The sequence below is a fragment of the Bartonella saheliensis genome (assembly GCF_902162175.1).
This window is the reverse complement of record NZ_LR607195.1, coordinates 58,957-71,811: the sequence shown is the minus strand read 5'-3', so window position 1 is coordinate 71,811 and position 12,855 is coordinate 58,957. Positions and strand designations below refer to the sequence as shown.

The 12,855-nt window shown below is 42.2% G+C and carries 12 protein-coding genes and 2 pseudogenes; 10 read left to right on the top strand and 4 right to left on the bottom strand.

Annotated elements, in window-relative coordinates:
- The first annotated feature begins 41 nt into the window (after window positions 1-41).
- From FS875_RS00350 to FS875_RS00340, 3 genes are all read left to right on the top strand, one after another.
- Window positions 42-677 (top strand): thiamine diphosphokinase, encoded by a 636-nt coding sequence (locus tag FS875_RS00350; protein ID WP_144751425.1) that lies wholly within the window; start codon window positions 42-44, stop codon window positions 675-677.
- Between the two features lie 99 nt (window positions 678-776).
- Window positions 777-1,196, top strand: coding sequence for a hypothetical protein (locus FS875_RS00345; RefSeq protein ID WP_144751422.1), 420 nt, complete (start codon window positions 777-779; stop codon window positions 1,194-1,196).
- Window positions 1,196-3,055, top strand: coding sequence for an ABC-F family ATP-binding cassette domain-containing protein (locus FS875_RS00340; protein ID WP_144751840.1), 1,860 nt, complete (start codon window positions 1,196-1,198; stop codon window positions 3,053-3,055). Before FS875_RS00345 ends, FS875_RS00340 begins: the two co-directional genes overlap by 1 nt.
- A 441-nt stretch (window positions 3,056-3,496) precedes the next feature.
- On the opposite strand, the gene rimJ is transcribed toward FS875_RS00340, so the two are convergent.
- Entirely contained in the window at window positions 3,497-4,066 is a 570-nt protein-coding gene (rimJ, locus tag FS875_RS00335) for a ribosomal protein S5-alanine N-acetyltransferase (protein ID WP_144751419.1), read from the bottom strand.
- A 1,569-nt stretch (window positions 4,067-5,635) separates the two neighbouring features.
- Entirely contained in the window at window positions 5,636-5,893 is a 258-nt protein-coding gene (locus FS875_RS00330; RefSeq protein ID WP_144751416.1) for a DUF2312 domain-containing protein, read from the bottom strand.
- A gap of 247 nt (window positions 5,894-6,140) precedes the next feature.
- Between FS875_RS00330 and FS875_RS00325 the strand changes: the two genes are divergently transcribed.
- From FS875_RS00325 to FS875_RS00300, 6 genes and pseudogenes are all read left to right on the top strand, one after another.
- On the top strand, window positions 6,141-6,674 hold the full coding sequence (locus FS875_RS00325) for a DUF1036 domain-containing protein (RefSeq protein ID WP_144751413.1): 534 nt from the start codon (window positions 6,141-6,143) through the stop codon (window positions 6,672-6,674).
- Window positions 6,671-8,107 carry a pyruvate kinase gene (gene pyk, locus FS875_RS00320; protein WP_144751410.1) on the top strand — a complete coding sequence of 479 codons (1,437 nt, stop codon included), beginning with the start codon at window positions 6,671-6,673 and terminating at the stop codon, window positions 8,105-8,107. Before FS875_RS00325 ends, pyk begins: the two co-directional genes overlap by 4 nt.
- A gap of 49 nt (window positions 8,108-8,156) precedes the next feature.
- Window positions 8,157-8,411, top strand: a pseudogene (locus FS875_RS00315) (pyruvate kinase alpha/beta domain-containing protein); the annotation flags it as partial.
- A 49-nt stretch (window positions 8,412-8,460) separates the two neighbouring features.
- Window positions 8,461-8,715, top strand: a pseudogene (locus FS875_RS00310) (pyruvate kinase alpha/beta domain-containing protein); the annotation flags it as partial.
- Window positions 8,716-8,849: 134 nt separating this feature from the next.
- Complete coding sequence (locus FS875_RS00305) at window positions 8,850-9,203, top strand: pyruvate kinase (RefSeq protein ID WP_144751407.1); 354 nt, start codon at window positions 8,850-8,852, stop codon at window positions 9,201-9,203.
- Window positions 9,204-9,476: 273 nt separating this feature from the next.
- Window positions 9,477-9,662 carry a hypothetical protein gene (locus FS875_RS00300; protein ID WP_144751404.1) on the top strand — a complete coding sequence of 62 codons (186 nt, stop codon included), beginning with the start codon at window positions 9,477-9,479 and terminating at the stop codon, window positions 9,660-9,662.
- A gap of 166 nt (window positions 9,663-9,828) precedes the next feature.
- Here the strand turns inward: FS875_RS00300 and FS875_RS00295 are convergent, their stop codons facing one another.
- A complete protein-coding gene (locus tag FS875_RS00295; RefSeq protein WP_144751401.1) occupies window positions 9,829-10,206 on the bottom strand; it encodes a cell division protein ZapA in 378 nt (125 codons plus the stop codon).
- 12 nt (window positions 10,207-10,218) lie between these two features.
- Entirely contained in the window at window positions 10,219-10,494 is a 276-nt protein-coding gene (locus FS875_RS00290; RefSeq protein ID WP_144751397.1) for a DUF4164 domain-containing protein, read from the bottom strand.
- Between the two features lie 327 nt (window positions 10,495-10,821).
- On the opposite strand from FS875_RS00290, the gene tkt reads away from it, so the two are divergent.
- A complete protein-coding gene (gene tkt, locus FS875_RS00285) occupies window positions 10,822-12,828 on the top strand; it encodes a transketolase (RefSeq protein ID WP_144751394.1) in 2,007 nt (668 codons plus the stop codon).
- Window positions 12,829-12,855 lie beyond the last annotated feature (27 nt).

Here is a 12,855-nt window from a genome sequence, read left to right as displayed (position 1 = left end):
TAAAAAGATGTGAGGAAAGATTACGGAAGGTAGAGTATGGCATGACTACATTTACAATATTGTTAAATGGAGAGGTTTGTATCACGGATCGTTTGCTTACTCAAATTCGCAACAGTCGCGTGATTGCTGCTGATGGCGGAATGCGTCATGCAGCAGCACTTGGTGTGATGCCTGAGTTGTGGGTGGGAGATTTCGACTCATCAGATCAGACTTTAATGAATACCTATACTCATGTGCCGCGTGAGATTTTTCCCTCTGATAAAGATATGACCGATAGTGCTTTGGCATGTGAGAGAGCTCTACAAAAAGGTGCCCAAAAAATTATTTTGTGTGGTGCTTTGGGAGGGGAGCGGACTGATCATAGTCTTTCTCATATGACTTGGGCACTGATGATGGCTGAAAAAGGTATTACGGTGTTGTTAACAAGCGGTTGTGAAGAAGGATGGCCGGTCTTACCAAAGCCTTTTTCCTATGATCTACCTGATGGATGTTTGTTTAGTCTTATCGGTTTTTCTGATTTACAAGGCTTAACACTTTCAGGGGTAAAATGGCCGCTTTGTGATAAAAATGTGTCTTTTGGTTCTTCTTTGACACTTTCCAACCGTATTTGTGGAACCTTTTCTTGCCATTTAGGTTCTGGAAAAGCTATATTGTTGGTGTCTGTACCTATTCCATAAAGCTCTTCCGGTCATATTTGAATAAGGTAGGGGGGGGCAAGCGATAAAGTGCCGGCATGAATGATATATTTATGTATTGATTTAAGGAGAGGTTTTAATATGTTAAAATCATTTTTGAAAGTGGCCGTTGTTTCAGCCATTGGTTTAAGCACTGTGGCTTGTACCACAGATGATCAGCGCGTCGCACGTTATGGTGTGGGAGGAGCAGCACTCGGGGCTTTGGCGGGAACAGCAATTGGTGGAAGTACTGCTGGAGCAGCTCTGACCGGTGCAGCATTTGGGGCTTTGGCCGGAACAGTAACAGGGGCTGCTGCCAATCAGCAAAGACAACAAAGACAGGAAGGACAGATTGTTATTCATCAGTCAACACCAATGTGCACTTATCGTGGGCATAAAGGTCATTATTACAAAGCACCTTGTGCGCATAAAGTGCATAAACAACAAGTACCACAATTGTGTACTTACAGGGATGGAAGAGGCGTGATGTATAAAGCACCTTGTCCACGCCGCGTCCGTTAATGGCGCTGCCGCTCTTGCGGCTTGACCGCATTTGCCTAACTTTTGGAACAACGCCTTTGCTCAACCAAGCTTGCTTATCGGTTGAGCAAGGAGCGCGTATTGCGCTGGTGGGACGAAATGGTTGTGGGAAATCGACGCTGTTAAAAATTGCCGCAGGAATTTTAGAGCCGAGTGGTGGCGAAATTTTTCGCCACCCTCGAGTCACACTACGTTATGTTTCACAAAATCCTGATTGTTCAGGATTTGACGATATTCATGCCTTTGTAGAAGCGGGACTCGATCAGACCCCTGATGTACCATGGATCAATACAATTCGCACCAATCTCGGATTTTCAGGAAACGAAAAGTTGGCGACCCTTTCTGGGGGCGAAAAGCGGCGCGTCTCTTTGTTGCGTGCTTTGGCTGCAAAACCAGATATTCTACTGTTAGATGAGCCAACCAATCACCTCGATTTACCAACCATTGAATGGTTGGAAAGGACTTTATGTTCTTTGCCTTCAGCAATTGTGGTGATTTCCCATGATCGGCGTTTTTTAGAAAATGTCACACGTTCAACCCTGTGGCTTGATCGCGGGACCACAAAGAGGCTGGAAAAGCGCTTCTTAGAATTTGAGAATTGGCGTGATAAAGCGTTGCAAGAGGAGGCTCTCGAGCAGCATAAATTAGGACGACAGATTGCACGTGAAGAACAATGGTTGCGCTATGGGGTAAGCGCACGGCGTAAACGTAATGTGCGCCGTTTGGGGGAACTAAAAGAGCTGCGAAAGCTTCACAAAAACTATAAAGGACAACCGGGAAATGCACTTTTGACCGCTGCTAAAAGCCATGATTCTGGTCAATTGGTGCTGGAAGCAAAGCGTATTGCAAAATCTTATGGGGAGCGCGTTATTGTTAAAGATTTTTCTTTACGTATTCAGCGTGGTGATCGTATCGGCTTGGTGGGCCCAAACGGTATTGGAAAGACAACATTGCTTTCTACATTGATCGGGCAAGAAGCCGTCGATTGTGGAACGGTGAGGCATGGATATAACCTGTCCATGGCATTTCTTGATCAACAGCGTATTCTCAATGAAGAAGAAACATTGGCACATTATCTCACAGGCGGGAGAGGAGAGACTCTTGTAATCAATGGGCAAGAGCGCCATGTGGTTTCTTATATGAAAGACTTTTTGTTTTTACCAGAACAAGCACGTACACCACTCAAGGAATTTTCAGGAGGAGAAAGAGCACGCCTTATGTTGGCGCGGTTGTTGTCGCGTCCGGCAAATTTTCTGATTCTTGATGAACCTACCAATGATTTAGATATGGAAACCTTGGATTTGTTGCAGGAGTTTATTGCCGATTTTGCCGGAACAGTGTTATTGGTCAGCCACGATAGGGACTTTTTAGATCGCACAGTGACCCATATGTTGGCACCCCAAGGCGATGGGCATTGGATTTTGTATGCTGGCGGTTATAGTGATATGATAGCGCAAAATAAGCATGCTGTATCGCTAGGGCACAACAATAAAGGGTTATCGCAATCTAAAGCATCTGCAAATCCTCGGCTAAGGGCGAATAAAAATACCAACACATCAATAAAGAGTGGCTCTGGGCAGGAGAAAATAAAACCACGCAAGCTGTCTTATAAACAGGTTTATGCGTTGGAAAAATTGCCTGAGCAAATCGCTGCTTTGCAGAATGAAATCAAAAAAATTGAACAAGAACTCTCTGATCCAGCACTCTATAGCAAGGATAAAGAGCGTTTTGAGCGTTTGTTAATAACACTCGAAGAGAAAAAAAAGAACTGCGTGAGCAAAGAAGAAGAGTGGTTAGAACTTGAATTGTTGCGTGAAGAGAGTGCGTGTATGCAAACATAAAAACGCTTTAGCGTTAATTTGATCAGAGTATTTTGATAGATTTCGATTGTGCTTTGCTTTGTTTTTCTGTCTTCATGTTTATAAAATCTGTGTGTGTACTGGAGAGGAAAAAGAGTCCCGCGCATAAAACCCCGCGCATAAAACAATGAGCAAACTTGCATTGTTATACAAAGGGAGTGAATGCGTGGGGAATGTCCTAAAACGCGTTTGCGTTCATTCTTTCAAAAAGCTTTTTATGATTTGGATAATCGCTTTTTAACTTCCTCTCTGTTTTGCCTCATTTTGTATGGAATGCGTGGGTGCATTGGAGAAGAAAAAGAGTTACGGATAAAAGAAGGGTGGTGAGAGTTTGCACTTTTATGTGAGAGCAGTGAAAAAGAAACATTTTCACAATCTTGTAAGGTTTGATATGGCTCTCTTTTAACATCTGGTGAAAATACCTTATAACGCTTTATATTCATTTCTCGCTCTATGAGGATCATGAATTCGAGAGGTGAGAATGTGATCTCTCCATTTGCCAGAGATCATCAGATAATCTCTAGCATAGCCTTCTTTTTCAAAATCAAGGCGCTGCAATAAATTTCCGCTTTTGATATTCTCTGGCATATAGTTTGCCATCACCCTATGCAGATGATAAACATCAAAAATATGGCGTATGAGAGCAGATAAAATTTCGAACATGAGACCTTTGCCTTGCTGTTTTTCATCCAGAGAAAAACCAAGATGACAGGCTTGAAAAACACCGCGAACCACATTTGTAAAATTCACGATGGCGATGATGGGACTGTCATTTTTTAAACGTGTGGCATAGCGATAGGCGCATCTTTGTGTACTCTCATGCGCAAAAGCCTTGGTACGTGTTTTCCAAGCTTTTAGAGTATGGTAATCCGTAGGCTTTACCGGTTCAAAAGGGCGAAGATGGTTTTCATTGCGGAGGTAATAGGAAGAGAGTTCCTCTGCATCTTCTAGGCTGATCAAGGTGGAAAGTGTGCGTTTTGTTGTGATTGTCATAGCTTTCTCTCTATAGAACTATGTGAGTCTTTCTCTTTTTTATGCAATTTTTCTATGGCTTATTCTTTTTGGTGAAATTCATTGCAAAAGAGGTGAAGTTTATTATGTGTTTGACCAAAAATGATTAGTTTTGCATCACGGTATAGAAGGAGGAAAAAAGTACAAATTCAGAGATCATACTGTTTCATTGCTTTTGATTGCGCTTTACAAGTTTTTTTCTTTTTTTAATTTCTCCTTTGCATAAAAGCCTATGCACGCACTCTAAAGCGCAAAGCTATTTATCATATAAGTTTTTATGCTTATGAAGAATGTCTTTACAAGTTTTTGCTCTTTACAAAAGTGTTTGGCAAACCATAGGGTGCAATGCGTGCTCCTCTATGCAAATTTGCAAGATTCAATCCGTTGGTGATTGGATGCATCATGCTGCGTTGGTGATGTGAGGGTTGCATATTTTTTCTTCGATGATTATGTTCTTTCTGTTCTATCACGTTCTGCTTTTTGATGATATCCTGTTTGCATGTCTGTCACCATAGAAAGTTTGCCAATCTATTTTTCAGTCAATTTTTTTAATGGTGAGATCTTCATTCGTTTTTTTACCATTTTCTTTGTGCAAAATAGGTATGGTGTATAATAGGTGCACAGTCTTCTGTCACAGATCGATTTTTTTAATTTGGCATCTTAACGACGCAGTGAGGGAAGAGTGTATTTTTGTACAAGAGCATGTGATGCTTTCTCAGATAACTCTTTATTAATCAGCAAGATATTGAATTATAAAGAGAGTTTATTGTTATTGATCTCCACTAAGAGCTTTAAATATTGGAGGATTTTCTGATTTCAAATGTGTTTATGGTAAATGTGAGAAAAGTCATTTTTTGCAGGTTATAAGGGGGATTGGCATGGGGAGGGGAGTGCGATTGAAGAAAAGAATGCCTCGTTATGAATGCTCTTGAGTGCCAAGGGGTCTCTACAATATTGGGGATGAAAAGTTATGATGGTACGCGAAAGAGGATGGTGCCTCATGGCTTTGTGGGCATGTGGGGGGAGCGTGATTGAAGAAAAGAACGCCTCGTTATGAATGTTTTTGGGTGCCAAGGGGCTCTGCAATATTGGAGATGAACAGTTATGATGGTATGCGAAAGAGGATGGTGCCTCATGGCTGTGTGGGCATGTGGGGGGAATGCGATTGAAGAAAAGAATGCCTCGTTATGAATGCTCTTGGGTGCCAAGGGGTCTCGACAATATTGGAGATGAACAGTTATGATGGTATGCGAAAGAGGAGGGCGCCTCATGGCTTTATCGTTATATCCTTCACGAGTTTGTTGTGAAATGAAGGCGGTGCATTGAGAGATGCTTGTTTAAAACAAGCGCGCAAATTGGCAGCACAAGAGCATTTTGTGGTGGCATTTTATGGCGCGCTGTTTTGTATCAGAGGCATAAAAGGAAACATGTTGCTGCTGTTGTTGTTACAAACATTATGCACCGCTCATTTCTGAAAGAAATTTATGTGTGTTATTTATTTTCTCTGTTATTTTAAGAAAATATCTGATGTCATCATGGTTATTAATGGTGTTAACTCATACCAAGTGCATCTTTATAGAGCTGGATGATAGCTTCTTCTTCTATACGCTCATGTTCTTCTTTTTTACGCAACCGTATAATGCTGCGCACAGCTTTACTATCAAAACCAGAGCCTTTCAGTTCGGCGTAAACTTCTTTAATATCATCAGAAATGGTTTTTTTCTCTTCTTCTAAGCGTTCAATGCGTTCAATAAAAGCGCGCAATTGGTTTACGGATATTGCGTGTGTTTCATCGGTCACTGTATTCATTGCATTTTTCTCCGGACTTTCTGTTTTAAGCTGTTGTTGTTAATAATAAATTTTGTTGAGAAAGCTTGAAAGATGAGAAATCAATCAAGCTGTATTGTTTTTTACAAATGGACTTTAAATATTTTGTAAAATTTTTAAGATATATGCATTGATAAAAAGGCACTAAGAAGCCAAAAAGGATAAAAATCTCTTTCTATAGATGTGGGAAGAGAGATGTGATGAGGCTTTTGAAAAAGAAAAGGGCTGTATGCTTTATTTTAATTGCTTGCATGATAAAGGAAGTTTTGTGATTGCCAAAAAACAGGAATGGTTTTTTTTGAAAAAACGAAGCGTTTTTTTCTTGAGTGTTCTGTTGTTGTGCTCGTTTGTTGGTTTGGCAAGAGCTGATTTTAGAGTTTGTAATACTACCCAACAGTCTGTTGGGGTTGCCCTTGGCTATCGTACGCTTTCAGGATGGGTGAGTGAGGGATGGTGGGTGGTCCCAGAGACAGGGTGTAAAACTTTAATTGAGGGGCCGCTTTCTTCACGGTTTTATTATCTTTATGCGGAAGGTGCACAGAAAAAAAGCAACTGGTCTGGTTCTGTGACCATGTGTGTGCAAGATAGCCAATTTACTATTCAAGGAGTGCACGATTGTTTTCCTCGAGGTTATCAAAAGGCGGAGTTTAAGGAAATTGATACGGGCAATCAAAGCAGTTGGATGGTGCAGTTAACTGGGGAGTCTTTGTTAGATGATTCGGTTGTTAATTCGCCTTCTCTTTCTGGAGGTTCTCTACCGTGAAGCGTGCACGTAAAGTAAAAATTATTGCGACTCTTGGTCCTGCTTCTTTTTCTCTTGCCATGATTGAAAAGCTTTTTAGGGCGGGAGCCGATGTTTTTCGTTTGAATATGAGCCATACTGACCGTGAAACAATGGCTGATTTGGTCGCACGTATACGAGAGGTTGAAAAAATTGTTCGTCGACCTATCGGTATTTTAGTGGATCTCCAAGGACCCAAATTGCGCATCGGCTCCTTTGCTAAAGGGCAAGAGGAGTTGCGTGTTGGGCAAAGCTTTACATTAGACAGTCATGATGAGATGGGGGATGCGCAGCGTGTTTATTTTCCACATAAGGATGTGTTCGCCGCTGTGAAACCAGGAGACCGCCTGTTGATTGATGATGGAAAGCTGGAACTGCGTGCACAATTATGTCATGAGCATTTTGTTGAATGCCGTGTGGTTGCTGGAAACCGTATTGCTGATCGCAAAGGTGTCAGTTTTCCCGATACAGTTTTGCCTTTTGGTTCGATAACACAAAAGGATAAGGCTGATCTTCAGGCTGTTTTGCAACAGCCTGTTGATTGGGTGGCTCTTTCTTTTATTCAGCGTCCAGAAGATATTATAGAGGTGCGCCGGCTGATAAAAGGAAAAGTGGCTTTGATGGCTAAAATCGAAAAACCTCAAGCCTTGGAGCACATAGAAAAAATTATTGATGTCTGTGATGCTATTATGATTGCACGGGGAGATCTTGGTGTGGAAATGCCTTTGGAAAAGATTCCTGCATTGCAAATAGAACTCATAAAAGCCTGTCGTTTAGCGGGAAAGCCCGTGGTGGTGGCTACACAAATGCTCGAGTCTATGATCTCATCTCCTGTTCCAACACGCGCAGAAGTTTCTGATGTTGCTACAGCCGTTTACGCAGGTAGCGATGCGGTGATGTTGTCTGCTGAGTCTGCTTCTGGTCTTTATCCTGAAGAAGCCGTCCTTATGATGGACCGCATTGCGCGGCAAATTGAACAAGATCATACTTATGCGGCACAGGTTGGAGCACAACATCCTGCACCAGAGTCAACGGGAACGGATGCTATTTCTTTGGCTGCGCGGCAGATTGCCGAAACACTTGCATTGGCAGCTATTGTTGCCTATACCGCTTCAGGTACAACGGGGGTGCGTGCTTCACGAGAGCGTCCAAATAGACCTATTATTGCTTTATCACCCATTGTAGAAACTGCGCGGCGCTTGGCTTTGGTTTGGGGGCTACATTGTGTGGTGAGTGAAGATGCACGGGATTTAGAGGATATGGTTGATCGTGCGGCAGCAATTGCTTTTCAAGAAGGCTTTTGTGCTAGTGGAGACCGCTTTCTTGTCACAGCCGGTGTTCCTCTTGGTACCCCTGGTGCGACAAACCTTCTGCGTATCGCTGCTGTTTCTCAAGACGGAACAAAGAGTGTTTAATCGGAATATTGAGGCAGGTTGCTTTTCTATAGGATGTCTGAAGAGTACCATTATTGCCTTATCACCCACTGTAGAAACTGCGCGGCGCTTGGCTTTGGTTTGGGGGCTACATTGTGTGGTGAGTGAAGATGCACGGGATTTAGAGGATATGGTTGATCGTGCGGCAGCAATTGCTTTTCAAGAAGGCTTTTGTGCTAGTGGAGACCGCTTTCTTGTCACAGCCGGTGTTCCTCTTGGTACCCCTGGTGCGACAAACCTTCTGCGTATCGCTGCTGTTTCTCAAGACGGAACAAAGAGTGTTTAATCGGAATATTGAGGCAGGTTGCTTTTCTATAGGATGTCTGAAGAGTACCATTATTGCCTTATCACCCATTGTAGAAACTGCGCAGCGCTTGGCTTTGGTTTGGGGGCTACATTGTGTGGTGCGTGAAGATGCACGGGATTTAGAGGATATGGTTGATCGTGCGCCAATAATTGCTTTTCAAGAAGGCTTTTGTGGTAGTGGAGAGCGCTTTCTTGTCACAGCCGGTGTTCCTCTTGGTACCCCTGGTGCGACAAACCTTCTGCGTATCGCTGCTGTTTTTCAAGACGGAACAAAGAGTGTTTGAAAGGTTGGCGGGTATTAGAAATGTTTGGGTATGGTGTTTTCCTTTAGAGAGCAGATGTTGTTTGCCATCTATTTAATATGTGCAGAAATCTTTGATATTGTTATGGTGGTTTATGCGGGCAGAGCAATGCGTTAATGTTATCTGCTGAATTCACTTCAGGTTTTTATTCTGAAGAGGGCGGACTTATGATGGATTGCATTGCGCGGCAAATTGAACAAGATCATATTTATGTGGTACGGGGTGGAGCAAAATATCTCGCAGCAAAATCCATGGGAACCGCTGCCATTTTTCTGGCTTGCGCGCGATTGTCGAAACATTTGCATGGGCAGTTATATTGTTGCTTATATCGCTTCGGGCACAACGGGGGGTGTGATTCACGAGAGCGCCCAAACAGATCTATTATTGCCCTATCACTCACTGTAGAAACTGCGTGGCGATTGGCTTTGCTGTGGCAGGGCAAACTGATCTTGTCATATGATCTCCTGTGATCTTCTAAAAGTGGCATCCGATCTTTATCTTGAAGAAGCCATGTTTCTTGATACAGCAGAGAATTGAATAAGATTCTCTGGAAATTGTTTTTTGATTGATACGATCTTTTTACAAGAGCTTCTTATCTAGCCAAGATATTCATTGATAAGAATTTAGCAGTTTGCCATTTTAAGAGCTCTGAATAAAAAATATTATCATTTTAAAGCCTCTGGTTTGGAGGTGAAAAATATTTGCTTCCCTCTTCATCGAAGAAGAGTCGTTAGGGTGTATAAATGGGACGAAAAAACACCCCATATTTTTTCATAAATTTTTTAAATGTAAGAGCAGAAACAAAATTGCCAAAAGCGAAAGTAGGAATGGGTCAAGAGAAGGATAGTGTTGGTTTATTCTCTGATAAGTGTGAAGATGGAGCTGTTGATAGATTTTGCTCGCTACTCTTTGTGAGAGGGCTTTGTTGATAAGAAAGGAGTGGTTTATGCAAAACAGGGGCATTGCTTTTTGAGAGAGCGTTGCTTTTATTGGCTGCTCTCGTAATGTACAGGCGCTTTTTTACATTTTCTGTCGTTATGCCTCTGGTTTCTTGAGATTTATATTGCTGGTCAGTTAAAAAAAACCGTCGGGTGCTTATGAATTCTCTGGTTCTTGAACATTCATGTTGGTTTGGTTATCTTGCAGCAATTGATTGGTGAGTTTTTCAATGCGCTCTGTTGTGTTGCGTACAATTCTTGCCATGGTGCGGTCCCTTTCATTGTGTAACCGCAAAAGAGCTTCGTAATCTTCTTTTAATTTTTCATTTTCTCGTTGAATTTCTTCCATTTCATCAATAATCATAATACCGGCCATCACCGATAAACGATGGTCACCAATCTCACCAAAATTTTTCTTTAAATGTGCGATATATTGATCTAATCGAGCTGCAAGTTCAATGAGATGGCTTTCTTGCCCTTTATTGCAAGCCATGCGATAAACTTTACCATCAATGGTGACGGAAACAGTTTCCATACATTCAAACCTTTATCTATCAATGACGACACGTATTGTTTCCATTGCTTTAACTAAACGTTTGGAAACTTCTTTGTTTACTGCTTCGAGACGCTCAACTTGGGCTTCAGATTTATCAAGTGCTTGAGCAAGATGGCTACGGTCAGCGTTCATGCGTTGAATTTCTTCTTCCCATTCGTTGTTCTTATCAATAACAGCATTGCGATTTATAATGGTGATCTCTAAGGTTCTTAGCGCTTTTTCCAATTGCTCTAAAGCGTGGGGGAGAACTGTCGTTTCTTGATTCATGATGTTTTTATCCTCCAAGTGATTGTATCCTTTATCAGTTTTTTATGCAAAAACGAATCACTCATTTTCTTTTCTTTTGTAGATTTTATTTTTAAGTATGTAGGATATTTTAGCAAGCAAGGCAGAGAATACATATTTAATTAAAGGCTGGATTTTTTAAGAGTATTGGCATAAATGATATATGCACAGATGTGTGAGGGGAATGGTATTGGTATTACTTATGTGATGATAAAAAATCTTACCCTGAAAAAGAAGTATTTCTCAAAAAATGAAGAGAATACGGAAAAAGCGACAAAATAACCTGTTTAACGAAATGGTCTATCATTTATGACAAATACTGAACAACAGAATCAGATGGCCAATGCTATCCGTTTTCTTGCTATTGATGCGATTGAAAAAGCAAATTCTGGTCATCCTGGCTTGCCAATGGGCGCAGCCGATATTGCTACCGTTCTTTATACAAAGTTTCTTGCCCATGATCCAAAAAATCCGCACTGGCCTAACCGCGATCGTTTTGTGTTATCAGCTGGGCATGGCTCTATGTTGCTTTATGCCTTGCTCTATCTTTCTGGTTATGAAGATATCTCTCTTGAAGATCTCAAAAATTTTCGCCAACTAGGGTCAAAGCTTGCTGGACATCCAGAATATGGGCACGCTGCCGGCATTGAAACAACCACTGGGCCCCTCGGGCAAGGTTTGGCAAATGCCGTGGGAATGGCAATTGCTGAGCGCCTACAAAATGCGCGTTTCGGTGATCTTATCAATCATTATACTTATGCTTTGGTTGGTGATGGCTGTCTTATGGAAGGCATTTCTCAAGAAGCTCTTTCTTTGGCGGGTCATTTGAAACTCAACAAGCTTATTGTATTGTGGGACGACAATAATATTTCTATCGATGGTGAAATCTCTCTTGCTGATAGTACAGACCAGATAGCGCGTTTTAAAGCCTCTGGGTGGAATACACATAAGGTCGATGGACATAGCCAAACAGCTCTTGCTCATGCTATCAAAGAGGCACAAAATTCTGATAAACCAACGTTGATTGCTTGTAAAACAACCATTGGTTTTGGAGCGCCAAATAAAGCCGGAACCAATAAAGTTCACGGCTCTCCCCTGGGAGCACGGGAAATCGCTGAAACCCGTATCGCTTTGGGTTGGAGTGAAGAGCCTTTCGTTATTCCAGCGGATATTCTTGATAATTGGCGCTTAGCTGGTCTTAGTGCTGCTAAAGAGCGGAAAAAGTGGGAAGAAAAATTGGCTGCTCTTCCCGTATCAGAACGCGTGGAGTTTGAAAGATTAATGCGGGGCGATTTGTTGGGGGGATTTGATAGCGCTATCGATGCTTATAAACAAAAAATCGTCGAAGAACGCCCTATCGTTGCTACCCGTAAGGCTTCGGAAATGGCGCTTGAGGTTATCAATGAAGTCGTTGTGGAGACCATTGGTGGTTCTGCTGATTTGACCGGCTCTAACAATACAAAAAGCAGCCAGATGAAAAGTATTTCTGCTGAAGATTTTTCAGGGCGCTATATTCATTATGGGATTCGCGAACATGCCATGGGAGCTGTGATGAATGGTCTTGCCCTTCATGGCGGTTTTATTCCTTATGGGGGAACCTTTTTATGCTTTTCTGACTATATGCGTCCTGCTATGCGTCTCTCTTCTCTTATGGGATTGCGGGTCATTTATGTCATGACTCATGATTCTATTGGTCTTGGTGAGGATGGACCTACCCATCAACCCGTGGAACATTTGGCTTCTTTGCGTGCCATGCCTAATCATCTCGTGTTCCGACCCGCTGATGCTATGGAGACCGTGGAGTGCTGGCAATTGGCTTTGAAAGCACGCGGGACACCTTCTACTTTGGCTTTGAGCCGGCAAAATTTACCGCTGTTGCGTCAAGAATATGAAGAAGAAAATCTTTGTACGCTTGGAGCTTATGAATTACTTACCGCAAGTGATGATGCAAAGGTAACTCTGTTTGCTTCCGGTTCAGAATTGCAAATTGCAGTACAAGCGCACGCATTGTTAGAAGAAAAGGGCATCCCAACCCGTGTGGTTTCTGTACCTTGTTTTGAACTCTTTGCACAACAATCTCTCTCCTATCAGCGTGCTCTTATTGGTGATGCGCCGGTTAAAATAGCCCTTGAAGCTGCTGTGGGGCAGGGCTGGGAGCGCTTTATTGGTTGTGATGGTGTGTTTATCGGCATGGATGGTTTTGGTGCAAGCGGAACGATTGAGGCACTCTATGCACATTTTAACATTACTTGTGAGAATGTGGTGGCTCACGTTGAAAAAAAACTGGAAGAAATTAATACGGAAAATGTTAAATGAGTCTTCATAGTGCCATGAACAATTTTG